Origin of the sequence: Stenotrophomonas sp. BIO128-Bstrain, assembly GCF_030128875.1 — a bacterium.
Lineage (GTDB): Bacteria > Pseudomonadota > Gammaproteobacteria > Xanthomonadales > Xanthomonadaceae > Stenotrophomonas > Stenotrophomonas bentonitica_A.
Genome location: NZ_CP124620.1, coordinates 1,229,147 through 1,254,595 on the forward strand (window position 1 = coordinate 1,229,147; position 25,449 = coordinate 1,254,595).

At 63.5% G+C, this 25,449-nt stretch carries 19 protein-coding genes and 9 tRNA genes; 8 read left to right on the forward strand and 20 right to left on the reverse strand.

Annotated features, from left to right (window positions below):
• The first annotated feature begins 140 nt into the window (after nucleotides 1-140).
• The gene (locus tag POS15_RS05510; protein ID WP_235319005.1) at nucleotides 141-1,997 is read left to right on the forward strand and encodes a methyl-accepting chemotaxis protein; all 1,857 of its coding nucleotides are present in this window, start codon (nucleotides 141-143) and stop codon (nucleotides 1,995-1,997) included.
• 167 nt (nucleotides 1,998-2,164) lie between these two features.
• Here POS15_RS05510 and POS15_RS05515 read toward each other — a convergent pair whose 3' ends face one another.
• From POS15_RS05515 to POS15_RS05555, 9 genes are all read right to left on the reverse strand, one after another.
• On the reverse strand, nucleotides 2,165-2,737 hold the full coding sequence (locus tag POS15_RS05515) for an HGGxSTG domain-containing protein (protein WP_284129169.1): 573 nt from the start codon (nucleotides 2,735-2,737) through the stop codon (nucleotides 2,165-2,167).
• Nucleotides 2,734-3,282, reverse strand: coding sequence for a hypothetical protein (locus tag POS15_RS05520; RefSeq protein ID WP_284129170.1), 549 nt, complete (start codon nucleotides 3,280-3,282; stop codon nucleotides 2,734-2,736). Before POS15_RS05520 ends, POS15_RS05515 begins: the two co-directional genes overlap by 4 nt.
• Entirely contained in the window at nucleotides 3,279-5,369 is a 2,091-nt protein-coding gene (locus tag POS15_RS05525; RefSeq protein WP_284129171.1) for a DUF3987 domain-containing protein, read from the reverse strand. Before POS15_RS05525 ends, POS15_RS05520 begins: the two co-directional genes overlap by 4 nt.
• A gap of 11 nt (nucleotides 5,370-5,380) precedes the next feature.
• Nucleotides 5,381-5,758, reverse strand: coding sequence for a CHC2 zinc finger domain-containing protein (locus tag POS15_RS05530; protein WP_284129172.1), 378 nt, complete (start codon nucleotides 5,756-5,758; stop codon nucleotides 5,381-5,383).
• On the reverse strand, nucleotides 5,755-5,979 hold the full coding sequence (locus POS15_RS05535; protein ID WP_284129173.1) for an AlpA family phage regulatory protein: 225 nt from the start codon (nucleotides 5,977-5,979) through the stop codon (nucleotides 5,755-5,757). Before POS15_RS05535 ends, POS15_RS05530 begins: the two co-directional genes overlap by 4 nt.
• Nucleotides 5,980-6,065: 86 nt before the next feature.
• Complete coding sequence (locus POS15_RS05540) at nucleotides 6,066-6,491, reverse strand: hypothetical protein (RefSeq protein ID WP_284129174.1); 426 nt, start codon at nucleotides 6,489-6,491, stop codon at nucleotides 6,066-6,068.
• 97 nt (nucleotides 6,492-6,588) lie between these two features.
• Nucleotides 6,589-11,493 carry a type ISP restriction/modification enzyme gene (locus POS15_RS05545; protein ID WP_284129175.1) on the reverse strand — a complete coding sequence of 1,635 codons (4,905 nt, stop codon included), beginning with the start codon at nucleotides 11,491-11,493 and terminating at the stop codon, nucleotides 6,589-6,591.
• A 36-nt stretch (nucleotides 11,494-11,529) separates the two neighbouring features.
• Nucleotides 11,530-12,750, reverse strand: a complete 1,221-nt coding sequence (locus tag POS15_RS05550; RefSeq protein ID WP_284129176.1) for a tyrosine-type recombinase/integrase — start codon at nucleotides 12,748-12,750, stop codon at nucleotides 11,530-11,532.
• 185 nt (nucleotides 12,751-12,935) lie between these two features.
• Nucleotides 12,936-13,022 (reverse strand) — tRNA-Leu (locus POS15_RS05555).
• A 124-nt stretch (nucleotides 13,023-13,146) separates the two neighbouring features.
• Between POS15_RS05555 and POS15_RS05560 the strand changes: the two genes are divergently transcribed.
• Nucleotides 13,147-13,527 carry a response regulator gene (locus POS15_RS05560; RefSeq protein ID WP_019185019.1) on the forward strand — a complete coding sequence of 127 codons (381 nt, stop codon included), beginning with the start codon at nucleotides 13,147-13,149 and terminating at the stop codon, nucleotides 13,525-13,527.
• Between the two features lie 7 nt (nucleotides 13,528-13,534).
• Here POS15_RS05560 and POS15_RS05565 read toward each other — a convergent pair whose 3' ends face one another.
• Nucleotides 13,535-14,491, reverse strand: a complete 957-nt coding sequence (locus POS15_RS05565; RefSeq protein ID WP_284129177.1) for an SOS response-associated peptidase family protein — start codon at nucleotides 14,489-14,491, stop codon at nucleotides 13,535-13,537.
• Nucleotides 14,492-14,605: 114 nt separating this feature from the next.
• Here POS15_RS05565 and POS15_RS05570 point away from each other — a divergent pair, with 114 nt between their 5' ends.
• Entirely contained in the window at nucleotides 14,606-15,022 is a 417-nt protein-coding gene (locus tag POS15_RS05570) for a GNAT family N-acetyltransferase (protein WP_019185021.1), read from the forward strand.
• 50 nt (nucleotides 15,023-15,072) lie between these two features.
• Here the strand turns inward: POS15_RS05570 and POS15_RS05575 are convergent.
• From POS15_RS05575 to POS15_RS05620, 10 genes are all read right to left on the reverse strand, one after another.
• Nucleotides 15,073-15,148: transfer RNA gene (locus POS15_RS05575), tRNA-Glu, on the reverse strand.
• 49 nt (nucleotides 15,149-15,197) lie between these two features.
• Nucleotides 15,198-15,273: transfer RNA gene (locus POS15_RS05580), tRNA-Ala, on the reverse strand.
• 104 nt (nucleotides 15,274-15,377) lie between these two features.
• Nucleotides 15,378-15,453 (reverse strand) — tRNA-Glu (locus POS15_RS05585).
• 49 nt (nucleotides 15,454-15,502) lie between these two features.
• A tRNA-Ala gene (locus tag POS15_RS05590) sits at nucleotides 15,503-15,578 on the reverse strand.
• A gap of 139 nt (nucleotides 15,579-15,717) precedes the next feature.
• A tRNA-Glu gene (locus POS15_RS05595) sits at nucleotides 15,718-15,793 on the reverse strand.
• Nucleotides 15,794-15,845: 52 nt separating this feature from the next.
• Nucleotides 15,846-15,921: transfer RNA gene (locus tag POS15_RS05600), tRNA-Ala, on the reverse strand.
• Nucleotides 15,922-16,065: 144 nt separating this feature from the next.
• Nucleotides 16,066-16,141, reverse strand: a tRNA-Glu gene (locus POS15_RS05605).
• Nucleotides 16,142-16,194: 53 nt separating this feature from the next.
• A tRNA-Ala gene (locus tag POS15_RS05610) sits at nucleotides 16,195-16,270 on the reverse strand.
• A gap of 81 nt (nucleotides 16,271-16,351) precedes the next feature.
• Nucleotides 16,352-18,685 (reverse strand): heavy metal translocating P-type ATPase, encoded by a 2,334-nt coding sequence (locus POS15_RS05615; protein WP_019185022.1) that lies wholly within the window; start codon nucleotides 18,683-18,685, stop codon nucleotides 16,352-16,354.
• Nucleotides 18,682-19,080 carry a heavy metal-responsive transcriptional regulator gene (locus tag POS15_RS05620; protein WP_019185023.1) on the reverse strand — a complete coding sequence of 133 codons (399 nt, stop codon included), beginning with the start codon at nucleotides 19,078-19,080 and terminating at the stop codon, nucleotides 18,682-18,684. The genes POS15_RS05615 and POS15_RS05620 overlap by 4 nt, the downstream gene beginning before the upstream one ends.
• A 211-nt stretch (nucleotides 19,081-19,291) precedes the next feature.
• On the opposite strand from POS15_RS05620, the gene POS15_RS05625 reads away from it, so the two are divergent.
• The 5 genes from POS15_RS05625 to adiC all read left to right on the forward strand — a co-directional run bounded on the left by POS15_RS05625 (nucleotide 19,292) and on the right by adiC (nucleotide 25,442).
• Nucleotides 19,292-20,356 (forward strand): helix-turn-helix domain-containing protein, encoded by a 1,065-nt coding sequence (locus tag POS15_RS05625; RefSeq protein WP_019185024.1) that lies wholly within the window; start codon nucleotides 19,292-19,294, stop codon nucleotides 20,354-20,356.
• A gap of 117 nt (nucleotides 20,357-20,473) precedes the next feature.
• Nucleotides 20,474-21,271: a TlpA disulfide reductase family protein gene (locus POS15_RS05630; RefSeq protein ID WP_026070073.1), complete on the forward strand. Its 798-nt coding sequence runs from the start codon at nucleotides 20,474-20,476 to the stop codon at nucleotides 21,269-21,271.
• A gap of 41 nt (nucleotides 21,272-21,312) precedes the next feature.
• A complete protein-coding gene (gene dsbG, locus POS15_RS05635; RefSeq protein WP_019185026.1) occupies nucleotides 21,313-22,134 on the forward strand; it encodes a thiol:disulfide interchange protein DsbG in 822 nt (273 codons plus the stop codon).
• Nucleotides 22,135-22,607: 473 nt separating this feature from the next.
• Nucleotides 22,608-24,041 (forward strand): DcaP family trimeric outer membrane transporter, encoded by a 1,434-nt coding sequence (locus POS15_RS05640; RefSeq protein WP_019185027.1) that lies wholly within the window; start codon nucleotides 22,608-22,610, stop codon nucleotides 24,039-24,041.
• A gap of 51 nt (nucleotides 24,042-24,092) precedes the next feature.
• Nucleotides 24,093-25,442, forward strand: a complete 1,350-nt coding sequence (adiC, locus tag POS15_RS05645) for an arginine/agmatine antiporter (protein WP_019185028.1) — start codon at nucleotides 24,093-24,095, stop codon at nucleotides 25,440-25,442.
• Nucleotides 25,443-25,449 lie beyond the last annotated feature (7 nt).

Below are 25,449 nucleotides of genomic sequence, written 5' to 3' on the forward strand. Positions count from 1 at the left end.
CCGGCTTGCCCGGTGTTTGAAGTCCATCGAAGCAACGTCATCCCCACTGGCGGTCTTCGTGAGTCCCAGCCAACGGAATACCGCCACCGGGCCACCGCCCGGCGCTGACCTATTCGCTAACAGGACACCGAGGTCTAGAGATGATTACTTCAGGCTTGCACACGCATGTGCCAGGTCGTGGCAACGACGCCGACGCCGGCTCGTTGTGGCGTTCGCTCACGGCATTGTTCGTTTCCCGACGCGCCGCCCAAGGCGCTGCGGCATCAGCCGCCCTGCAGCGGCAGGCCGAGCTGGAGGACCAGGTCAAGGCCCTGCATCGGGTCCAGGCGGTGATCGAGTTCCATCTCGATGGCACCATCGTCCATGCCAACGACAACTTCCTGCAGACGCTGGGCTACACCCTGGAGGAGATCCAGGGCAAGCATCACGCGATGTTCGTCGATGCCGAGTACGCGCAGAGCCGGGAGTACCGCGACTTCTGGGCCAACCTGGGTCGCGGCGAGTTCGATGCGGGCCAGTACCGGCGGATCGGCAAGGGTGGCCGCGAGATCTGGATCCAGGCGTCCTACAACCCGGTGTTCGACAGCAACGGGCGGCCGTACAAGGTGGTCAAGTTCGCGACCGACATCACCGCGCAGAAATTCCAGGCGGCCGACTTCGCCGGGCAACTGGCGGCCATCAACAAATCACAGGCGGTGATCGAGTTCGACCTTGAAGGTCGCATTCTGGCCGCCAACGAGAACTTCCTCGCTGCCATGGGCTACGCATTGGAGGAGGTGCGCGGGCAGCATCATTCGATGTTCGCCGAACCCGAGCATCGCCAGAGCGCGGAGTATCGCGCGTTCTGGGCGAAACTGGGCCGTGGCGAGTACGATGCCGGCCAGTACAAGCGCCTGGGCAAAGGCGGGCGCGAGGTCTGGATCCAGGCCTCGTACAACCCGATCTATGACATGAACGGACGCCCGTTCAAAGTGGTCAAGTACGCCACCGATATCACCGCGCAGGTGCGTGACACCCTGGCGCTGCAGCAGGCCGTCGCGCAGACACGCGAAGTGGTGGCCGCAGCGCAGGCCGGGGATCTGACCGGCCATATCGCCACCCAGGACAAGACCGGCCCGATCGCCGAACTGTGCGAGGGCATCAATGCGCTGGTCGAGACGATGGCCGGCATCATCGCCCAGATCAAACTGGCCGCGGACACCATCGCGGTGGGCGCCAGCGAGATCGCCGAAGGCAACAGCGACCTGTCCGTGCGCACTGAACAACAGGCGGCCTCGCTGGAGGAAACCGCCGTGTCGATGAAGGGCCTGACCACCACCGTGCGCCGCACCGCCGACAATGCCCGCCAGGCCAATCAGCTGGCCGGTGGCGCGGTCGAGGTGGCGGCGCAGGGTGGGCAGGTGGTGCACGAGGTGGTTTCGACCATGTCGCTGATCAACGACTCCTCGCGCCGTATCGTCGACATCATCGGGGTGATCGACGGCATCGCGTTCCAGACCAACATCCTGGCGCTCAATGCGGCAGTGGAGGCGGCGCGCGCGGGTGAACATGGCCGCGGTTTTGCCGTGGTCGCCTCGGAAATCCGCTCGCTGTCGCAGCGTTCGGCCGAGGCCGCCAAGGAGATCAAGCAGCTGATCGGCGACTCGGTCGAGAAAGTCGGGGCGGGCACGCGCCAGGTCGAGAGCGCGGGACGCACCATGGACGAGATCGTGGTCAGCGTGAAGCGCGTGAGCGATCTGATGGCCGATATCAGCGCCGCCGCCCAGCAGCAGAGCGAGGGCATCGAGCAGATCAATCAGGTGGTCGAGCACATCGACGAGAGCACGCAGCAGAACGCCGCGCTGGTGGAGGAGGCGTCGGCGGCCGCCCGCAGCATGGAAGAGCAGTCCACCCGGCTGCTGCAGACGGTGGCGGCGTTCCGGGTGGCGGGGGCAGGTGCGCCTCGCGCGGCGCACCTCAATCCCACTGCTGGCCAGCCCGCACTGCGTCTGGTCTGACGCACAACGAAAAACGCCCCGGATCCGTCGATCCGGGGCGTTCTGGTTTTCCATGGTGCCGAAGGTGGGCAACGAAAACCCATCCATTTCGAGCATCTTGCGCAGCCATTAAGAAAAATGCCCCCAAAGTTGCCCCCAGAAGGGCATTGCTTGCCCTGCACTAGCCCCTAAGTCAGGTTCTTCGGTAAGCGTAAGTTTGCCTCCGCTCTGGCTTTACCAGCGTCGGTTCTGGGGCCTGTTGACCGCCCGCCGTGAAAACGACAGCGTCGCTTGCTTGGCTCCGGCCTAGCTTGGCATGGCTGGCCGTCACGGTGGCGAGTCGCCCCACATCTGGCTTCCACGCATCGCTGCTTCGAAGTGATCAGAGGACTGTCAACGGTACCGAAGTCATACGCGCGCGCGCATGCGTGCTGGGCGGGACGTAATTCCGGTGGTGATGCTGCATTGCCAAGCGCGAGCGCCAGCGCTCTAGGAAATTCCTGCCCTGCCGGCGAAGGACTGGACAATTCCATTTCCTTGTACTTTATTCCGGTCAGCTCTGCCCACTCGATCAGGATGGCGTCCAGCACCGCGCTATTGGTCGCACCGGCGCTTCCGGGCTGTTCTTCCTCCTGCCGCGCCTGGAACACGCGCAGTGCCTGCAGGCCGGGCATGTAGTCGATACGGCAAAGGCCCGACCGCCGCTGTCGTTGCAGCTTAGCCAGATGTGCCTTGTTCTTGCTCAGGTAGCCATCGGTCATGGTGTCTTTTCTCTTGGCAGGAAATAGGGTGGTCCGCTCGTATTCCCGGCATCCTTCCGCGCCCAGCGGACAATCCGGGGTTCCTTGGGCCAGGCAATGGGCCTGCCGGCCTTCCGGCGAATGCACCACGGGCATGCCTTCACCACGGGCGGGCAGCCCAACCAGAGCAGGACCGGCCCGCAGCCCTCGCAGGTGACCGTCACCGGCTCGGCCCATACGGGTGGGGTAACGCCGGAGTCCAGGAACCTGCGGGCCTCCAGTGCGCGCAGGTAAGCCCGCAAGGCCATGTCATCGTGCCCGGCACAGGCGGCCACTTCTTCATCCGGGAGCGCATGAACCAGTCCGCCGTCCACGCCTTCATGCTCGGCCAGCTTCAGCAGATGGGCACGCACGTAATCTGTCCCTGTGAGTCTTCTCCAATGCCCTTCTTGCTCACTGCCAAAACTGACAAAAGGGGCTTTTGGCGGTTTTGTCAGTTGATCGGACGGCACTTTCAGGATTTTTTCGCCGGTCAGCTCGGCCAGCCGTTCACGCCACACGCTCATGCCGACCACCGGTAAGCTACGGACGGACGTCCCCCTGTCATCTCGGAAACCTCGATCACTTGGCGGTGGTCAGTCAGCACATTCAGTGCCTCGGCCACTGTGCCTGGATCATCCAGGCCTGCCCAGCACTTCCGATACACGTCACGGGTAGTGAAGCCATCGGGCAAGCTGTCACGCTTGCGCAGCAGCAGGTGTGCAGCGGTCAGGCCATTGTCGGTCGCCGGGGCGTAAACGCGGCGCGCGTGACCTTCCAGATGCTCGCACCAGCCCAAGGCTTTGAGCATTGCGTCAGCCGATACCGGCCCAGTGCCGTTGTCGGCCAGATGCAGCACCAGCGCTAGCCGGCCCGCCAGAGCTGGGTACTTGGCCAAGTGCGACTCCATGAAAGCCGGTTCGCCTCCGCCGCGCAGCCGCTGCATCAGCTCAGTTTGCCATTCGATGAATAGGTCCTGTGCGCCCTCGGATAGACGCAGGAATGGAACATCGCAGGCTTCGGCGCTTTCTGCCCCAACGTCGGCGGGGTTCAGCGCCCGAAGCCGCATGAATGCAGTGCGTGCGCAGTCTTCAGCTCCCCGGTCCATCGGTCGGTCGGTGTAGCGCCACGATGCGGGCAGGTCGGGATAGACGGCCAACTGGAAGCGCTGCATCAAGCCATCGTCGGAGAATCCACCACGCACCGCGCCGCGTACGTACTCGGCCAGCTTGCCGGGCTGCATGCCGCCTAGGATCGACACGGCGCACGCCTCGATGCGAACAGTTCCCCTGCCAATGCGATCGGACGTATACGGGCCAGTGCCGTTCCAGCATTCCAGCCAGAACGCCCGGTCCTGCTCTCGGCCTTCCCGGTCCAGGGATGCCAGCCACCCGGCCAGCTCATCACGGAACTGGATCAGCCCGCGCGGGTTTTCGTTCAACAGCTCGCCCAGCTTCTCCACCGTGGCGTCGTTGACCACCAGGCGGGGTTCGGACGGTGCCTCATCATCAAAGCGTGCCGACTCGCCCAGGGCCTCGGGATCAATGGCCATACCTTTCTTGATCGCCTTGCGGGCTTCATCTTTGGCATGCGCCCTACGTGCATCGGCCAATATCGCCTTACCCTCGTGTACGTGCCGGGCATGCTCGTACCCGGCCCGCTCGGGGCCAATCACGCTCTCCAACATACGGCGTGCGGGCGACAGGGCAGGGCTCTTGCCGCTACTCGGGCGCCCGACCACGCAGCCCCACAGGATCGGCCGCTCGTACCAATGGCCGTGCGTCTTGAGGCGCACGGCAAGGTGCCGACCACCTAGCGCAGCAGCCAAGCCAACCATTGCTGGCACCGCCGTGAAGTCCAGCGGCACTTGCAAACTGTCGGCTGCGTCCGTGCACCAGGTGCGCACGCAATCGGGCAGTAGCGCAGGATTGAATGCCGGCACTGCTGGCAGCGGATCGGGTAGGGGCTCTGGCGATACAGGCTGTGCAGGGCAGGCCGCGCGCGCTGTCTTCGGATATTCCTCTACCAGCGGTAAGGCGTTCACCGCGACCGCATCGGCCACCGGGTTGGCGGCGAGCCAGTCCACGCAGTCACCTTTCTCTGGCAGCCCCAGGGCATCCACGTCGATGCGCTCCACGGCGCAGCCCAGCGTGTGCAGTCGAGCGGCTACCTCGTCGGCGTACTTCCTGCCGGCATCATCGTTGTCTGGCCAAAGGCGTACACGTCGCCCCATCAGCGGCGACCAGTCTGCACCTTCGGCGCTCGATACGCTGCCACTGGTAGTGGCCAGCAGGCCAAGCCTAGCCAAGGCGTCGGCGCAGGCTTCGCCCTCGACCACAGACACAATCCTGCCATCGGTTGGGTCCGCCAGCTCATGCAGGCGATACAGTGGCTTTCCGACAGCCGGTGCAGGTGGCTCACCGATGACATAGCCACGGCCAGCCCAATGCATCGGGCGAATCCATTTCTTACCTGTTTCCGGATGCTTGCAGCGGATGCGCCAGAACATAGGCTCACCGTCGGCGCGTGTGTAGGGGTGCAGACCGACCGGCTGCATGCCCTTGTGGATCGCATCAGCCGCCAATCGCCGGGCTGCTCCCTTGAGCGTTTCCACTGAAGCCGCACTCACGACCGCAGCCCCAGCAGTTCGCGCACTGCTTCCTTGAACGACAGGCCGGCCAGGCGCATGTGGAAGCTCACCAGGTCGCCCGAATCGCAACCGGCAAAGCACGTCCAGCCGCCATGTGACAGATTTACACTCAGTGAGGCATTACGGTCCTCGTGGAAAGGGCATTGGCCTTGCGCCCAGTCATTGACTTGGGCCTTGCCCAACTTGGCCACTCGCTTCCGATAGTAGCTTGTGGGGTCGGGCAGCCGATTACGCCAGTCATCCGGCAGTCGCACTCCGTTCCGTGAAATCTTGCCGTAAACTTGCCGTGCACCCAGCCTGCCAGCGTGTGCATGGCCCCGGTTCCCGCCGGGGCCGCGTTGTTTCTGGATCATGCCATCGCCTCCGCGTTGGCGGCGCGTTCGATCAGTGCGCGAATGTCCTCCGCGCGCCAGGCGGTGCAACGCACACCCAGCTTGATCGGTGGCGGATAACGGCCGCTCCGGCAACCTGCCCACCATGTTGAGCGCGACACTGGGTAAAGGCGTAGAACGTCAGGAAGGCGGAGGTAGCCTGTGGCGGGGAGGGAAACAGGGCTGGATTTGGTAATCGTCATATCGGCCTCCTTTGTAGCGGGCTGGATGCCCTGGGCCGATACGTAAGTTATGCATTTTTCTCGGGCGTCACAAAAGCCAATAATTTTTATTGGTTGCCGGGGTCAGCTTCTCCAATCATAGCGAAGGCCGCTGCACGATAGGGCTTTATCGCATTGTCAATCGAAACGGTTGACACATCGTATCGTTCAGCCATTCGCGCCAATGCCTCGCCATGTCGGTGGCCCTCCCAGCGCTCCATGGCGTATTCCAGCGCAGCACTGCCATGGCAAAAGCGAGGGGGATGCCCCTGCTTTGCCTTCCTTTTCGTTGGTAGCTCATCAGCCCAAGATCTAAGAATCGCAGCAATGCATCGCCGATCACTGGGAGAAAGATCCAATGGACTGTCACTCACAACCTTGTCTGCAATCGCTCTGGCGCGCGTCTTTTGTTTTTTGGCGATTTCCTCGTATTTCTCGGGCGTCACGTAGAAATCGATCTTGAGCGCGCCTGCGTCATCCTTTCTTCCTGTCATATTGATTCCTTCGAAGAACCCAACTCGTCTCACGTCATGACATCGCACATTCCGTCACCATGGCGTTGGAATGTGCAGTGAAACGCCTGTGTCTCAGTCATCCCTCCGGATGGATATCCAGCGCAGGAAGTGCGTTGACGATCTTCTGGGTTTCAAGGCTGACTGTGACGACGCGCTGGAACAGTTCCAGCGGGTACTTCGCATTGCCCATGGTCTCGATGGCCCAGTCGTTAGCGTCGTTGACGATGCCGCTGGTCCTATCCACGCGCACGGCCTGGCGCTCCATCACCCAGTCCAGGGCAGCCTTGCCGTTAACCACGTAGTCCCACGCGGCTTCGGGGATGCCGCGCACGGTGATCTTGCTGTTGTAGACCACGGTGCTGCGGTCGTTGACCGACTTGCCGGTTTCCGCGTCTCTCCTCTTGGCGAACTTCATTTTCTCGACGCGGTAATCAGCGTCGGTCATTGGTCCCTTCGCCTCGATGGTCAGCGGGTACTTTTCCACCGCTTCATAGTCCAGGTGCAGTGCGGCCAGATCACGGCCGGCCTTGCTGAAATGCCAGAAGTCGGCGGCGGTGCGCACGCGCGGGATTCGCGGCAGCTCCTTGCTCAGATTGTCGGCATAGCGTTCGCGGTAATCCGGTGAATGCAGAATCCCGTAGACGTAATAGAACAGGTCTTCCTTGCTGATCGCCTCGCTCGGATAAGCGCTGGTGAAATGCGCCAAGCCATCGTCGGTGATTGCATCTCGGCGGCTCGGACTGTCGCTGGCTTGGCCTGCGAACAATCCATCATCGGCGCAGTGCGCGGCCTGGTCATAGAGATATAGCGGGAAGCACTGAGCGCTAGCTAAGGCGTGATAGTTAGGCGCCTGACCTACTATGAGTGCGCTGAATCCCTTTGATTCGCCGTTACCCGTGACACAAATTGCGACATTGGCATTTTGCGATCGCGGAAAGATCGCAGGCATGCGATATAGAGAGTGGTTGAGAGATTTATCAAAATAAACCCACTGCTTTGTAAATGGCCTATAGATGCTTTGCACAATATTCTTTTGACTAAAGGCCAAGTGCCTGCCAGCTTTCACGCCGGCCTTAAGATTAACGCCCCAACTGATCTTGCCATGGTCCGTCGAAACGAAAGAATCGACGTCCACCTGATCGCCACCAAACTCCAAGAACCTGGCGACTTCTCCATTGTAAAAGTTGATCATCCCGGAGACACTTTCACTCAGAGTGCGTGCGGATCCGTTGTAGCACCATGCATCGCGAGCCGTATTTATTCCATACGAATACATACCAGAGATGGCGTTTTTTCCCTCTTTGTCGCCAAGTACGATGAAACGGCCAAAGCTTTCATCGCGCTGTTTAAGCCAGTCGCCGTGCTCGTCAGGAGTAATGGTCTGCCAAGCGCCGATACCAACCACACTGGCGTAGCTGCTGATTTTTTTCAGCTTGTCCTCGCGGCTCAAATAGTCGCCGATGTCATGGAAGTAGATTTGGCCGTTCTGGCTGGCGTGCTGGTTCTTAACCAAGATCGAGATCGCGATGGGTGCGCGGCTTCCGCTACCGAAAATCTTACCCCCCTCCTTACGTGAGACTTCGCCGTTGGTGCGCTGGTTGCCGCGCAGGTGAAGCACGTACAGGCTAGAGAATTCCTCGGCTAGGCACTTGCGCAAGCCGTCAGTGGCCTTTGCCTCCAGGAATCCCGCATTGGTCACATAGCCCACAACTCCTGAAGCACCAACTCGATCACTAGCCCATCGAATCGCGCGAATGTAGGAGTCGTAAACGGATTTTTTTCCAATCTTTTGGGACGAACGAGTCACATAAGTTGAGCTAATCCTCTCGTCTAGAATTGGATAGTCAACATTCTGATTCGCGTCGTTCTCGCTATCCTGACCAACCGAATACGGCGGATTCCCCACGATCACTCGGATATCCAGCTTCTTCTGCCGCTTGCGACGCTCACTGTTGTCCACCAGCAGTGCATCGACCAGATCCTCCTTCTCATACATCTGGAAGGTGTCGGCCAGGCAGATGCCTTCGAACGGCGCGTAGTCCCCGCCCACCAGGCCGTGATACGTCGCCTCGATATTGATCGCAGCAATGTAGTAGGCCAGCAACACCAGTTCGTTGGCGTGGATCTCGTGCTTGTACTTGTGTGCAAGCTCTTCCGGCTTGATCAGGCCGGATTGCAGCAGCCGGGTGATAAAGGTTCCCGTGCCGGTGAACGGGTCTAGGATATGCACACCCTTGCTGCCCAGGGTCTGGCCGAACTCTTTCTGCAGCAGGTGGTTGACGCTGTGCAGGATGAAGTCCACCACCTCGACCGGGGTGTAGACGATGCCCAGCCGCTCGGTCATCTTGGGGAAGGCGTTCCTGAAGAACTTGTCGTACAGCTCGACTATGATCTTTTGCTTGCCTTGGGCACTGTCTATTCCTTCCGCGCGCAGCTTCACGCTGTCGTAGAACGCCTGCAGCGTGGCTGCTTCTTTGCCTAGATTCTGTTCTTGCAGAACATCCAGTACCGCCTGCATGGCCTTGGACATGGGGTTGTGACTGGCAAAGCTGTAATCGGCGAACAGCGCATCGAACACCGGCTTTGTGATCAGGTGCTGGGCCAGCATCTCGATGATGTCGGCATCAGTGACCTTATCGTTGAGATCGTCGCGCAACTCATGGGCAAAGGCATTGAAGGCTTCGCGTGCCTTGGGCTGACTGTCGTCTTCCAGCACGGCCTTGATGCGGTCGATATGAGTCTGGGCGATCTTGGCGATATCGTTGGCCCAGTCCTCCCAGTGGTGACGGTTGCCGCACTTGTCCACCACTTTGGCGTACAGCGCGCGCTCGATCTGGCCCACCTCAAACTCGAAGCCGATCTGGTCGGGGGCAGGACCATAGCGCTCGGCCTTCTCACCGATGGCGTAGTGGCCTTTAGCCTTGCCGGCCTGTCTGGCGCTGTTGTCCACCAGCCGCGCGGTCTTGCGCTGCACTGTGTCGGCAATGGCCACCACTTCCATCTTGCTGTGGTCCGGGCCAACCAAGTCCAGTTTGTTGACCATCGCATCGAACCGGTCGTCGTGGGAGCGCAGCGCCTGCAATACCTGCCAGACCACCGCGTAGGTCTTATTGTCGGCCAGTGCTTCGTGCGGCTCCACGCCCGCCGGGATGACTACCGGCAGCACAACATAGCCCCGCTTCTTGCCCGGCGCGTTGCGCATCACCCGGCCTACCGACTGCACCACATCCACCTGTGAGTTGCGGGGAGTGAGGAACAGCACCGCATCCAAGGCTGGCACGTCCACGCCTTCGGACAGGCAGCGCACATTGGAGAGGATGCGGCAGGTGTCTTCTGGTGGATGTGCCTTGAGCCAGTCTAGTTTGGCTTCTTTCTGCCCGGCATTCATGCCGCCATCCACATGCTCGGCCTGGCAGGTCAAGCGTGCACCGTCTTCAATGTCCTCGGCATCCTGGTAGGCCTCGACCACGGCCTGGAACATGCCGGCGATCTCTTTGGAGCTGACCTTGTGGGCCTTGCCACCCTTTCCCGGCTCGATGACCTGGCAGAACGCCACAGCCCGCTTCATCGGCTCGGGGTTATCGCTGCCGTCCTCGTGCAGGCCAAGCTTGGCCAGCGCTTTCCAGCAGCCGACAATCTTGGCCGCATCGTCCACCTTGAGGGTGTTGTTCTCGTCCTTCAGCAGCGTCTGCAGGCGGCGGTTGACGTGCGATTCCTCCACAGCAAGCACGATCACCTTGTAGTCCACCAGCAGGCCACGCTTGACCGCTTCGGAGAAGGTGATGACAAACAACTGTTTGCCGTACCACGCCTCGTTGTCCATCGAATACAGGGTGGCGTTGTCGCGCTCGGCGATGGCCTTGGCCTCGTTGCCGTAGATGCGCGGGGTGGCCGTCATGTACAGGCGCTTGGCCGCCCGCAGGTAGTTAGCATCGTGGACACTCACGAACGCGCTTTCATCGTCCCCCTCGAAGGTGGCACCGGTAGTGCGGTGGGCCTCGTCGCAGACGATCAGGTCAAAATCGGCCAGGCCGTGCGCGTGCTGGGCGTCGTGCAGTACTTCGATGGAATGGTAGGTACTGAACACGACCGTCATGTGTTCGGCGTCATGCCGGGCGGCCATTCCGTGCGCCAACCGCTTGGCATCGGTGGTGGCGGGGTAGCGAAGTTCGTGGGCAAAGGTCTGGACGGCATCGTCCTCCTTGCGGCCCTTCTTTTTACCCACGTCACTGTCAGAGCAAACCGCGAAGCTGTGCAGCGGGATGGCGCTTTCCTGCGTCCATTCGGTCAGGGTCTGCGAGAGCAGCGACAGACTGGGCACCAGGAACAGCACGCGCTTGCCCTTGCCGGCCATTGTCTCGGCAATCTTCAGGCTGGTAAAGGTCTTGCCAGTGCCGCAGGCCATGATCAGCTTGCCGCGCTCGGCCTCGTCCAAGCCTGCCACGGCCGCACTCAAGGCATTCTGCTGGTGCGGGCGCAGTAATTTTTTGGGTTTCAGTGGAACGGGCGCGCTGGGTTGGAACCGGCTCCAGTCGATCTGGCTGGCTTCCAGGTCGTGCAGGGTAATCTTGCTGACCGGGGGCTGCTGGTCCACCAGTGCGTTTTCGGCGTTGTCGCTCCAGTGGTCGGTGGTGGCCACGATGATGCGGCGGGCGAATGGTTTGCGCCCGGACGCGGTGAAAAAGCTGTCGATGTCCTTCTTCTGCAGCTTATAGTCTGGCGCGTAGAACTTGCACTGGATGGCGTGGATTTCGCCGGTGCCAGCTACTTCGGCCACCAGGTCAATGCCGTCATCCTTGCCGGTGAAGCCATTCGCCAAAGCCCACTGCGCCCAAGGCCAGACGTTGCTATACAGGTCGCGGTAGCTGGCTTCGTGGCGCAGATACGCCACGATCAGCTCTTCAAAGTAGGTTCCTTTCTCGCGCTCGGTCCTGGAAGACTGGCGCAGCGTTTCAAGCAGTCCCTGCAATGGCGTGGTCATCGTGTTCTTTCCCCCGTAGTGCTTGGTGGTGATTTTTCAGCCCGCGCGCGCCTTGAACGGCAGCACATTGGTATTGTCTCGCAGGGCATCGAGATAGTCTGCCCATGCCTGCATCATTTGGGTGCGTTCGGCCAGATATTGCGCCGCGTGGGTGTATGCCTCGCGGACCTTGTTGGTTTCGGCGTGGGCAAGCTGGCGTTCGATAGCATCCGCGTTCCAGCCCATTTCGTTAAGCCGGGTGGCTGCCATGCTGCGGAAGCCGTGGCCGGTCATTTCATCGCCGGAATAGCCCAGCGCGCGCAGGGCGGCATTGATGGTGTTTTCCGACATGGGGCGATTCGGTCGCAGACCAGGGAATACATGCGGGCCACTACCGGTCAGGGCATGCAGGTCACGCAGGATCGCCACGGCCTGGCTGGACAGCGGCACCAAGTGGGCTGCCTTCATCTTCATTCGCTCGGGCCGGATGCGCCACATAGCGGCGTCTAGGTCGATTTCCTCCCATTCTGCCGCGCGCAGCTCACCGGGGCGCACGAACACCAGCGGCGCCAGCTTCAACGCCGCGTGGGTGACCGGCTGCCCGTTGAAACCCTCGATTGCTCGCATTAGCTGGCCGATCTTGGCCGGATCGGTCACGGCGGCATGGTGGCGGGCCTTGGTGGATTTGAGCGCGCCACGCAGGCTGGCGGTCGGGTCAATCTCCGCCTTGCCTTCTAGCATGGCGTAGCGGAACACCTGACCTGCCTTGATCTTGGCGCGATTGGCGGTTTCCAGCTTGCCAGTGGCTTCGATCTTGCGCAGGGCGCCCAGCAGTTCGCGGGGCGTGATCTCACCGATGGGGCGGTGGCCGATCTCGGGGAACAGGAAAGTTTCCAACAGCCAGCGGTTCTTGTTGGAGGTGACCGGCGCGACGGTCTGGCGGGCCATCCACTCGCGGGCCATCGCCTCGAACGACTCCCCAGCGGCAGCCTTCACAATTGCCTGCGCGTGCTTCTCCTTCTTGCGCTGTTCGCTTGGATCGATCCCAGCGGCGATCAATTTGCGTAGTTCCGCGCACAAAGCGCGGGCAGCCTTCAGCTTTACATCCTCATAGGTGCCAAGGGACAGCCGCTTCTCTTTTCCCGCTAGCCGGTACTTGAGTCGCCACCATTTGCCGCCGGTGGGGGAGATTTCCAGATAAAGGCCGTCGCCAGCATACAGTCGCTGGGTTCGACCATTCTGTTTTGCGTTGCGGATGGCGAGATCGGTTAGCGGCATTGGGGGCAACTCACTGGGCAACATGGGGTAGGTGGGTGCTGTTGCCCCCATATTTGCCCCCAAATGGCCCTGGATTGCAATGCATTACATTGGACACAACCGGACAAACGGGCACAAAAAAACCCGCTAAGTTGCGGGTTTGATTGAGGTTTCTGGACATCCTTGGACGCCTTGAAACATTGCCATGGTGCCGAAGGTGGGACTCGAACCCACACGCTTTTAAGGGCGGCGGATTTTGAGTCCGCTGCGTCTACCGATTCCGCCACTTCGGCTGGCTGGCCGCGTAGTGTATACAAGATGTGGAGGTTTGTGCAGACCTGAATGCTTAAGTCGGCGTCAGGGTTTCACCTACACAGGACGCTATACTCATCGCGCTGAACCATACAGGGAGTCGTCATGAGCGCGCTGCAGGATCTTCGGGTGCTGGTGGTCGAGAACGACGAAATGAGTGCGGCGCTGCTGCAGATGCAGCTGGCACAGTCCGGCGCCGTGGTGGTGGGGTTGGCCGCGTCGGTGCCGGAGGCACTGCGCCTGCTCGGCGAGACCCGGCCCCAGGTGGTGCTGCTGGATTACCGGCTGGCCAACAACGAGACCAGTGAGGCGGTGGCTGCGGCCCTGGCGGTCCGCCAGATCCCCTTCGTGCTGGCCACCGGCATGGCCACCGAGCATCTGCCCGAGGCCTTCCGCTCGGGCATCATCCTGACCAAGCCCTACCTGACGGCCGAATTGAACGCCGCGCTGGGGCGCGCACGGGCAGGGGACTCGGTTACCGGCTGAGTGGGCGTCACGCCGCTTCGGCGTGCGCCAGTGATACCGGTTCGCGGTCGTCCAGGATCCGGTACAGCGCGGCCAGGTCTGCCGGGTCGGGGTTCAACCAGGCATCGAGATGTTCGCGCCGGATCGGCACGATACAGCGGTCATGGCCGGTGCGCGCCACCTCCATGGGCGGCTCGTCGGTGATCGCGGCGAACGACAACAGCCGGCCTTCCGGGCCTTCCCATTCCGACCACAGGCAGGCGATCAGCAGATCGCGCGGCGGCTGCGGGCTGAATTGGAGCACGACGTTCTCGGCTTTCTCGCCCGGCGACAGCGGGCGCTGCTCCAGTGCGTGACGCGGCACGTGTTCGTAGAACGACTGCACCACCACCACGCCATGCCGATGGCCGAACGCGGATTTCCAGTAGGCCTCCAGGCTGTCACGGCGAGCGTTGTAGGTGCCGGGATAGAGCACGTCGTTGCGCGCGGGTTTGTCCGGCAGCCGGCACTGGTAGCGCATCGGTTTGATCACGCGCTGGCCCTGTTCGGACACGATCACCGGGGCGTAGACCCCCGGGAAAATGCGGCTGTCGCGCGGCACCAGGCCGGCGCGCTGCAGATCGGCCAGGCGCGTCTGCGCGCGGTCGATCCGGTTGCCGGCCACGCGCACCTCGTTGCGTGCCTTCTGCGTGGGGCGTGCGGCCAACTGCTCCTCGGCCACGCGCAGGCGCGCGCCCTGTACGCGCACCTCCTCATCCAGTGCCTGCACTTCCTCGGCATGCCATTGCTGGATCCGGGCCACGATCTCCTGGCCCTGCGCGGTGCGGGCGCCGGCAAAGCCATCGTCCATTGCCTTGGGCGTTTTGGGGCGCTGCTTGCCGGCGTCGTGCGCGTAAAGCTGGGCGAACTCGTCCAGCGACATCATGGCGCCGTACTCACGGACCAGCTTGGTGTAGTCGGCGCGGATCTGGGCGGAATAGCACATGGCGGGGACGGCAGCGCGCAGGGAGGGCGGAGGGGACAGGATAGGCCGATGGGTCGCAGATACTGCGAATCCGTTCGGGCATGCTGAGCGTCCATTCATTGCCGGATCCGCGTCATGTCGCTGCCTGCTGGTGTTCATTGCATCCCCCTGCCACCCAGCGTGGAGGAATACCGTGCCCTGCGCGTGCTGGCCGGGCTGAGCCCGAAAACCGCCGAGGCGGCGGCGCGTGGCCTGCCCAATACCGTCTTCGGTGTGAGCCTGCGCGAAGGAGACCGCCTGTTGGCGATGGGCCGGATCATCGGTGATGGCGGCTGCTTCCTGCAGGTGGTGGATATCGCCGTGGTCCCGGATCGCCAGGGGCAGGGCCTGGGCAAGGCCGTGATGGCCCAGCTCGATGCCTGGCTGCGCACGAATGCCATCGGCGCCTATGTGAGCCTGATCGCCGATGGGCAGGCGCATCGGCTGTATGCGCAGTTCGGTTTTACCTTGACCGCGCCGCGCTCGGTGGGGATGGCGAAGGTCGTAGCGTAGGGCCCATAAACAAACAGCCCCGACCGAAGTCAGGGCTGTTTGCTTGAAGCTGGCGTCCCCACGGGGATTCGAACCCCGGTCGCCACCGTGAAAGGGTGATGTCCTAGGCCTCTAGACGATGGGGACGCGTTAAACCGAATTTTGGCTTCCATCGGACGGCCTGTGTCCGGAGAAGTGGTGGAGCCAGGCGGGATCGAACCGCCGACCTCCTGCATGCCATGCAGGCGCTCTCCCAGCTGAGCTATGGCCCCACAGTTGTGCTGCGAGCCGCCTATCATAGCGGCGGATGTGCCGGATGGGAAGAGGCTCATGAAACAAAAAGCCCCGACCGAAGTCAGGGCTGTCTGTTTGAAGCTGGCGTCCCCACGGGGATTCGAACCCCGGTCGCCACCGTGAAAGGGTGATGTCCTAGGCCTCTAGACGATGGGGACGCGTTAAACCGAATTTTGGCTTCCATCGGACGGCCTGTGTCCGGGGAAGTGGTGGAGCCAGGCGGGATCGAACCGCCGACCTCCTGCATGCCATGCAGGCGCTCTCCCAGCTGAGCTATGGCCCCACGTTGTACCGCAAGCCGCCTAGTATATCTGCCTGTTCACGTTTGTGGAAGTCTTTTTGAGCACTTCCGGACAACGCAACCGCAGATGGCGGTGAACAAAAAGACCCGGCATGCCGGGCCTCGGTGTTCTTCTGATGAGTGGCGTCCCCACGGGGATTCGAACCCCGGTCGCCACCGTGAAAGGGTGATGTCCTAGGCCTCTAGACGATGGGGACGCATGAAACTCATCAAATTGTTCAGCACACCCGAACGGCCTAATGTCCGGAGTGGTGGAGCCAGGCGGGATCGAACCGCCGACCTCCTGCATGCCATGCAGGCGCTCTCCCAGCTGAGCTATGGCCCCACGATGCTGGAGGCGGAATTCTACGCGGCCGTGAAGCGTTCGCCAAGTCTTTTTTCTGAAATACCGAAGAAAGAATGCATGCGGAAAAAATCCACCACTGAAAACAAAAAGCCCCGACCGAAGTCAGGGCTGTCTGTTTGAAACTGGCGTCCCCACGGGGATTCGAACCCCGGTCGCCACCGTGAAAGGGTGATGTCCTAGGCCTCTAGACGATGGGGACGCACGAAAACTTCAAATTTTGTCACTGCAATCTGATCGGCCTAATGATCGGATTGGTGGAGCCAGGCGGGATCGAACCGCCGACCTCCTGCATGCCATGCAGGCGCTCTCCCAGCTGAGCTATGGCCCCACGTCGTGAGGAGCGAAATCATAGCGACGACGTTTTGGATTGGCAAGGGAAAAGTGAAGAAATATCGCTATGCGTTGCCACTCATCCGCCTGGCAGCCGCTGATGGCGCAGGCGCAACGCGTTGCTGATCACCGACACCGAACTCAGACTCATCGCCAGCGCCGCCAACATGGGCGACATCACGATGCCCAGGGGATACAGCACACCGGCCGCAACCGGAATGCCAAGTGCGTTGTAGAGAAACGCAAACCCCAGGTTCTGCCGCATGTTGCGCACGCTGGCGGTGGAGAGCTGGCGCGCACGCAGGATGCCGCGCAGGTCGCCTTTGACGAGGGTGACCTGCGCACTGGACATCGCCACGTCGGTGCCATTGCCCATCGCGATCCCGACATCGGCGCTTGCCAGCGCAGGCGCATCGTTGATGCCGTCGCCGGCCATCGCGACCGTTCGACCCTGCGCCTGCAGCGTGCGGATCAGCGCGGCTTTGTCGGCGGGGCGCATTTCGCCATGCACCTCATCCAGGCCGAGTTCCCGCGCGACCGCTTCAGCGGTGGCGGTGCCATCGCCGGTGGCCATCACGATGCGCAGGCCATCGCGGTGCAGGTGCGTGATCGCTTCGGCGGTGGAGGCCTTGATCGGATCGGCGACGGCGAGCAGTCCGCCGAGCTGTCCATCCACGGCCAGGTACATCACGCTTGCCGCGGTACTGCGCAGCTGCGCTGCACCTTCGCGCAACGCCTCCAGGGCGATGCCGTGTTCGTCCATCAATGCGGTATTGCCGAGAAGCAGCGCCTTGCCATCGACCACGCCCTGCACACCCATGCCGGTCAGTGAGTCGAAGTCCGCCACGGCGGTCAACGTCATCCTGCGCGCCTTCGCCTCGGCAACGATCGCGGCGGCAAGCGGATGCTCGCTGCCCTGGTCCAGGCTGGCCGCCCACTGCAGGATCTGGTCAACATGGAAGGGGGGCACGGCCTGCACATCGCGGAATGCGGGACGGCCTTCGGTCAGTGTGCCGGTCTTGTCCACTACCAGCGTATCGATCTTGCGCAGGGCTTCGATCGCTTCGGCATCACGGAACAGGACACCATGCTGCGCGGCACGGCCGGTGGCGACCATGATCGTCATCGGCGTGGCCAGGCCCAGCGCACACGGGCAGGCGATGATCAGCACCGCCACCGCGCTCAGCACTGCGTGCGTCCATGAAGGCGCCGGGCCGAACAGGCCCCAGCCGAAGAATGTCAGTACCGCGACCGACAACACCGCCAGCACGAACCAGTACGCCACGGTGTCGGCCATGCGTTGCATCGGTGCCCGCGAGCGCTGCGCCTGCGCGACCAGCTGCACGATCTGCGCCAGCATGCTGTCATCGCCGAGCCGGTCGGCGCGCACCACCAGGCTGCCGGTGCCGTTGAGCGTCGCGCCGATCACGCTGTCGCCGACGGTCTTGCCCACCGGAACGGGCTCGCCGGTGAGCATCGATTCGTCGATCGAGGAGCGGCCCTCCATCACGGTGCCATCCACGGGCACTTTCTCACCCGGGCGCACGCGCACGCGGTCGCCGGGCTGGAGCGCTGCGATCTCGACGTCCTCTTCGTGGCCATCCTCGCGCAGCACGCGCGCGGTTTTCGGCGCCAGGCCGAGCAGGGACTTGATCGCGGCCGACGTCTTCGCCCGTGCACGCAACTCCATCAACTGGCCGAGCAGCGTAAGCGAGATGATCATCGCAGCCGCTTCGAAATAGACGCCGACATGTCCGTGCTGCTGGAACGACGGCGGGAACAGCCCGGGCGCAACGGTGGCCACCACGCTGTAGCCAAAGGCGGCCAGCACGCCGGTGCCGATCAGGGTCCACATGTTCGGGCTGCGGTTGCGGATCGACTGCGCCCAGCGCTGCAGGAAGGGCAAGCCGGCCCACAGCACGACCGGCGTGGCCAGTGCCAGCTCGATCCACACCCGCAGATCCGGTGAGAGCCCGTGCAGTACCGGCGTCATCGCCAGCATCGCCAGGGCCATCGTTGCCACGCTCAGCGGCAGGCTCCACCAGAAGCGCCGCCGGAAATCGGTCAGCTCGGGGTTTTCGTCATCCTCAAGGCTGGGCATCGCCGGTTCCAGCGCCATGCCGCACAGAGGACAGCTGCCGGGACCGTCCTGCACGATCTCCGGGTGCATCGGGCAGGTGTACCGCGTGCCGGCGGGGGCTGGTTTGACGACGCCAGCAGGTGCGGCCAGATAGCGCTGCGGGTCGGCAATGAACCTGCGTCGGCAGCCATCGCTGCAGAAGACGTAGTCGTTGCCATCATGGCGGGCAAGGTGGGGCGTGGTGGCCGGGTCGACCATCATCCCGCAGACAGGATCCCTGACGGTGCCGGCATCGGTCGCCGTGGCGCCGGGGTGATCGTGGGCGTGCGTCATTGGCGGATGTCCGTCAACGCCGACAGGATCGGGCACTGCGCGTTGTCGCCGTGCCCGGGGCAGGCCTCGACCAGGTGCTTGAGCGCCCGGTGCATGCGCTGCAGCTCGTTGATGCGCTGTTCGATATCGGCGAGTTTGTTCACTGCGCTGTCGCGGATCTGTGCCATGTCCTGGCCGCGCTGATCGCTGAAGCCGAGCAGGTCGGCGACTTCATCCAGACTGAAACCCAACGCCTTGGCGCGGCGGATGAACTGCAGCCGGGTCAGGTCGGCCTCGCTGAAGACGCGGTAGCCGCCGGCGCTGCGGCGAGCGGTGGGCAGCAGCTGCTGCCGCTCGTAGTAGCGCACCGTATCGATGGGCACGCCTGCCTGGCGCGCGAGCTGTCCAATGTTCATGAGCACCTCGTGGATGACCCGGTCATTGTGGACCCTGGAGTCTGGTCAAGGGTCAAGCCTTGCTGGAACCCAACTGAAGATTCATCGCGCGTGAAATTTGCAATTAGTTGCATGGTCGTCCTCGCGGGACGCCCGTAGCCTCAGGCCATCTTATGTACAGACCTGTTCTGCCCGGCCCCGTGTCGGCAGGCATTGTTCAAGGAGAATGGCCATGGACGCACCCCGCAACACGCTGCAGCAGGACCGCCGGCCGGACGCGCCGACCCTGATGGAAGTGGCGGTCGTTGAATTCCCCGGCAGCCTGCGCGCCGCCGCACCGGTGCTGTCCGAACTTGCCCAGCGCTGCAACCGCACAGTGGCCGCGGGGCGCCGCACCGGCGCACGGATGCTGGTGACGCGATGGACGATGTCCAGCCGGGGCATGCAGCGCGTTGCTGGCGCCGAACTGTTCGGCGATGCACTGCCGGCGATCATCGTCATCCCCGGCAGCGAATCGAGCTGGTCCATGGCACCGCCGGATGAACGCCTGCTGGCGTGGCTGCGCGAATGCCACGATGGCTGCAGCCTGCTGGCGGCCTGCGACGAGGGTGGCCTGCTGCTGGCCGCGGCGGGCGTCCTGGCCGGCCGCCCGGTCAGCGTGCCCGATCCGGCCCGTTGCCAGGCGCTGCGCACGATGGTGCCCAGCTGGCAGCCGTGCGAACGGACCCTGGTCGACGATGGCGATCTGCTCACCGCCGCCGGACCGGACGCATGGAAGTATCTGAGCCTGCGCCTGATCGCACGGGTCTATGGACAGAGTGTGATGAACACCGTCATCCAGCAGTTGCAGCTGATGATTCCGCGCACGGAACTGGATGATCTGGAACGCTTCAGCCCCAACTTCGCCCACGGCGATCGCAGCATCCTCAAAGCACAGCGCTGGCTGCATGGCATCGCTGCCCGGGGTGTGGGGCTCGACGACATCTGCGTGCAGGCCGGGCTGGAACCGCGCACGCTGCAGCGTCGGTTCCTGAAAGCCACCGGGATGCGCCCGATCGAGTATTGCCAGCGCCTGCGCATCGCCAAGGCGCAGCTGCTGCTGCAGGCCGGCGGCGTCGTGGACCAGGTTGCATGGGCAGTGGGGTACTCGGACCAGAGCGCGTTCCGCCGGCTGTTCCTGCGTATTGTCGGGCTGACTCCCGCACGTTATCGCCGCCAGCTTGCTGCCCAGCAGCGTGAGCGGGCGCACTCACGCCCGGTCGCCCGGGTGCTTGAGTCGATTCGTCCGGCTGCCTGAATCGCACGACTGTCGCGTGCTTGATCCCCTGTCGGCTTGCTGGGACCATGCCAGCGGGCCCGATGCAACAGCCGTCGCCACGTGGCAGATCACGGGCGGCGGCGGAGAAAAACAATGATCAGCAGTGTAGGCCCGGTACCGCTTGCGGTCGTGTGGGTGTTGGTGGGTCTGGCCATCGCGATGCTGGTGGCCAGTGTGGTGCGTGCTCCGGCCATCGAAGGCGTGCCGCGTCCGCGGTCGCTGGTGGTGGACATGCTGCTGCTGGGGCTGCTGGCCGGACGTGCGGCGTTCGTGATCTGGCACCTGGGCGACTATGCGCAGGATCCCTGGGGCGTACTGCGCATTGGCGATGGCGGCTTCCTGGTGTGGCCGGCGATGGTGGCGGGGCTGGGATGGGGCGCCTGGCGCCTGCGCCGCTGGCCGTCGCTGCGGCGGCCGGTCGTGGCCGCCGCTCTGGCCGGCGTGCTGAGCTGGGCGGTACTGTCGGCGGGTGCTGGCTGGCTGCAGCAATCGCGGGTAACGCTGCCGGCGATCAGCCTGACTTCGCTGCAGGGTGAGACGATCGCATTGGCCGACACGCAGGGCACCCCTGTGGTGGTCAATCTCTGGGCGAGCTGGTGTGGCCCCTGCCGGCGCGAGATGCCGGTGCTGGCTCGCGCGCAGCAGCGCCACCCGGACATCCGCTTCCTGTTCGTCAACCAGGGTGAGACCCGCGAAGAGGTCGAGGGTTTCATCGCCGCCGAGCAGCTGACGCTGGACAACGTGCTGCTTGACGAGGCTGCGCTCACCGCCGAGCGGCTGCAGGTACACGCCTATCCGACTACCCTGTTCTTCGACGGCCAGGGCCGGCTGCAGCAGATCCATCTGGGCGAACTCAGTGCCGCCGGCCTGCAATCCAAGCTCGACAGCCTGTAAGGGTGGTCACGTTGTCATGTTCCTTGAATCCAGGAGTCACCATGAAGTTGAAGTCCTCGCGCCCATTGGGCACCGTGCTGGCGGTCTCGCTGTTGATGGCCCTGGCCGGGTGCAGCCAGGCGCAGACGCCCAGCGCCGCTGATGCCGCGCCGGCCAAGGGCGGTGCCGATCGCCCGGCGGTGCTGAAAGGCATCGAGAAGCACGGCTTCGAGGTGATCGGCGAGTTCGACGCGCCCGGTGGCCTGCGCGGCTTTGCCGGCGTGGTCGGTGGGCAGCAGCCCGCGGCGGCCTACGTCACGGCGGACGGAAAGCACGTCGTGGTCGGCAGCCTGTTCGATGCCAACGGCGAGGATGTGGGGGCGGCACCATTGGAAAAGCTGGTGGCCAAGCCGATGTCCGAGCGCAGCTGGAAGAAGCTGGATGAAAGCGCGTGGGTCCGTGATGGCCGCGCCGATGCGCCGCGCGTGGTCTACACCTTCAGCGATGCGAACTGCCCGTATTGCCATCGTTTCTGGGAAGCGGCGCGGCCGTGGGTTGACGCCGGCAAGGTGCAGTTGCGCCACGTGATGGTCGGCGTGATCCGTGAGGACAGTCCGGCCAAGGCGGCCGCGATCCTCACCGCGCCCAACCCCAGCGCCGCGCTGCTGGAGAACGAACGGCTGTTTGATCGCGGCGGGATCAAGCCGGCGGCTTCGCTGACCGCGGAGGTCGCCAACAAGCTCGATGCCAATCAGGTACTGATGATCGAACTGGGCTTCCAGGGTACGCCGGGTATTCTGTTCAAGGATGCCCAAGGCATGGTACAGCGCCGTTCCGGCATGCCCCAGGGCGATGACATGACCGTGGTGCTCGGCCCGCGCTGAGGCGAACCGGGTATCACTGCACACCGCGCCGGGCTCTGCCCGGCGCGCTTGGTTTGGGCGTCGTGCGGCCTGGCTCGGATGCGTTGACGCATTCGGCTTGATTTGGATCAAGGCTGAAAACGGGGCGGTCGCTAAGCTGCCCCGATGCGCTATTTCATGGATTGCCCCACACGCAGCGGACGTGCGACTGCCCAGTCAGAAAACTGCCTGACAACATTCACGGCATTCTCACTTTGCGATTGTTACTCAGGGCGCTGGCTGACACGCACATGCGTGGCTGTCATCAGGGATGAGGGGATCCCGTGCGAGCGTACCCACGCACGCGATGCGTCCGCCGGCTTGACCGCCACCGGACCACGCGCAGGCGGAGGTCGCGCGCATTGCAGTGCCGGGCTGCGTGCCGGTTGCCTGCAGCGTCATGGACGCCTGCCGGAATCGACACGTGGAACTGTGTACGGTTCAAGGAGGACGTGATGCGTTTGTCTGTATTGACGGTCGCATGCGCGGCAGCACTCGCTGCGGCGCCGGTGTACGCGCAGGATTCGGCCGCCGCGTTGCGGCAGGATATCCAGACGCTGCGGCAGACGCTGGAGCAGATGGAGAAACGACTGCAGGCGATTGAATCCGGGCAGCCTCCACCTGCCTCGCCGGCCATCACGACGGCGACTGCCTCCGGTACGGGCGTCACGCCCGCCCCCTTGCCAGCGCCCCTGACGGCCCAGGCCCAGGTGCCGGGCATGGGCCAGGCGATTCTGCCGCAACGCGATTCCGTTGCCGATCCCTCCAGCGCCGCCTCCCGCCCGGACAGCGCCGCCGGGCCGACCGATCCCGAACTGAAAGGCTTCTTCGCGATCCCCAATACCGATACGCTGATCCGCATCGGCGGCTACGCCAAGCTCGACGCGATCGCCGATTCGCGCGCAGCCGGTGACCAGGAACAGTTCGTCACCTCGTCGATTCCGGTCGGCAGTGCGCACGGGGATGTCTCCAACTTCACGCTGCATGCCAAGCAGACCCGCTTCAGCTTCGAAGCGCGGCGCCCGACCACGCATGGCAACCTGCGCTTCTATCTGGAAAACGACTTCTTCGGCAGCAGCGACAGTTATCAGTTCCGTCTGCGCCATGCCTACGGGCAACTGGGCAATACCTACGCCGGTTATGGCTATTCCACGTTCATGGATGCCGACAGCCTGCCCGACACCCTGGATTTCGCCGGGCCGGGTGGGGCGGGGTACCTGCTCGTGGCCGGCATCCACCACAGCTTCGCAATGGGCAAGGGGAACACCCTGACCGTGGCGGCCGAGGATCCGGATACCCAGTTGAGCAACCCCGCCGAGGGGATCATGCCGGTGGACCAGCTGCCGGACGTCACCGTAACCGCGCGCATGGAGCGTGACTGGGGCCATCTGCAGCTGGGTGCGGTCGCACGCAGCCTGGGGTACGACGGCAATGCCGGCGATGGCCGGCGCTTTGCGGGTGGCCTGCAGCTCAGCGGCTCGGCCGCGGTGGGCGAACAGGACCTGCTGTTGTTCGGCATGCTCGGCGGCAAGGGCCTGGCCCGTTATACGGCCGACCTGACCGGTTCGGGCATGGACGCGGTGGTGACCACAGACGGGCGGCTGCAGGCGTTGTCGCTGTATGGCGGCTTCGTTGGTTACACCCATTACTGGTCGCCGCTGTGGCGCTCGAACCTGATCTACGGCCAGCTCACCAGTGGACGCAACGATGCGCTGGCCGCCGATGCGTTCCGCCAGAGCCGCTACGGCGTCTTCAACCTGCTCTGGAGCCCGGCCCCGTCCTGGACGATGGGCATGGAGCTGCTCTACGGGCAGCTGGAACAGCAGAGTGGACAACGCGGCGACACGATGCGGCTGCAGGGCAGCCTGCAATACAACTTTATCAAGTAACTCCCAACGCCCGGCATGACCGGGTCCCTGCCTGGCAAAGGAGCAAGCGTCATGGCAAAAGCGAAGAAGATCGGGGTGGTCGGTGCCACCTTCCTGGTGGCCGGCAACATGATGGGGTCGGGGGTGTTCCTGTTGCCCTCCAGCCTGGCCAAGATCGGCACGGCCTCGATCTGGGGTTGGCTGATCACCACCGCCGGCGCGCTGCTGCTGGCCTTCGTGTTTGCCAAGCTCGGCAAGCTGGCGCCCAAGGCCGGTGGTCCCTATGCCTACGCCAGGGACTGGTTCGGCCCCTACATGGGTTTCCAGACCAACACCATCTACTGGTTCGCCAACTGGATCGGCAACGTCGCCATCCCGATCGCGGCAGTCGGCTACTTCAGCTACTTCTTCCCGATCCTGTCCGAGCCGTTGCCGCGCTGCATCGCGGTGCTGGCGCTGGTCTGGGCGTTGAGCTTCGCCAACGTGATCGGCCCCTCGTTCGTGAGCAAGCTGCAGACGGTGACCACCAGCTTTGCGCTGGTGCCGATCCTGGGCATCGCGATCTTCGGCTGGTTCTTCTTCGACCCGACCATCTTCAAGGGGGCGTACAACGTTTCCGGGGAGTCCAACTTCGGCGCGATCTCCAGTGCCGCCGCGTTAACCCTGTGGGCCTTCATCGGCGTGGAATCGGCCTCGGTGACTGCCGGCGTGGTCGAGAACCCGGAGAAGAACGTGGCGCGCGCGACGCTGGGCGGCGTGTTCCTGGCTGCGATCGCCTACATCGCCAGCTCCTCGGTGATCATGGGCATGGTGCCCAATGGCGACCTGCAGGTCTCCGATGCGCCGTTCGCGCTGGCCGCGGCCAATGCGGTCGGTGGCTGGGGCGGGGCGCTGGTGAGCCTGTGCGCCTTCGTGGGCGCGGCCGGCTCGCTTGGTGGCTGGATCCTGCTGACCGCGCAGAGTGCCAAGGCGGCCTCCGATGACGGCCTGTTCCCGAGCATCTTCAGCAAGACCAACAAGGACGACGTACCGGTCAAGGGCGTGCTGATCGTGGCGGTGCTGATGACCCTGGCGGTGCTGGTCACCTCCACCTCCAAGACCGCCTCGGCCCAGTTCGATGTGATCACCTCGGCGGCGGTGGTGCTGACCCTGCTGCCGTACATCTACTCCTGCGTGGCCTGCTACTTCGTGGTCGAGCGCTCGCACACGCTGGTGCACACCGGCGCGTTCTGGCTGCTGACCAGCGTCACCGTTGTGTACTGCCTGTGGGCGATCTTCGGGTCGGCCGGCAACATCGTGCAGTACGCCTTCCTGTTCGTGCTGTTCATCACGGTGTTCTACCCGTTCTTCAGCGAGGAGCGCCGCCGCCAGCGCGGCCAGCTGCCCGCGCTCGACGCCGCCGTCCGCACGACGCTTTCGTGATATTGCC